General features: G+C 55.7%; 1 rRNA gene. It reads right to left on the bottom strand.

The window, feature by feature from the left end:
* A 23S ribosomal RNA gene (locus tag AB6V08_RS23210) occupies positions 1-262 on the bottom strand; the annotation flags it as partial.

The raw sequence follows: 262 nt of genomic DNA, 5'->3' as shown, positions 1-262 counted from the left end.
GACAACCGTCGCCCGGCTAACATAGCCTTCTCCGTCCCCCCTTCGCAGTAACACCAAGTACAGGAATATTAACCTGTTTCCCATCGACTACGCCTTTCGGCCTCGCCTTAGGGGTCGACTCACCCTGCCCCGATTAACGTTGGACAGGAACCCTTGGTCTTCCGGCGTGCGGGCTTTTCACCCGCATTATCGTTACTTATGTCAGCATTCGCACTTCTGATACCTCCAGCAGCCCTCACAGGCCACCTTCAACGGCTTACAG

The sequence above is a fragment of the Enterobacter soli genome, assembly GCF_964208575.1.
GTDB lineage: Bacteria > Pseudomonadota > Gammaproteobacteria > Enterobacterales > Enterobacteriaceae > Enterobacter > Enterobacter soli_A.
This window is presented reverse-complemented; position numbering and strand designations above follow the sequence as displayed.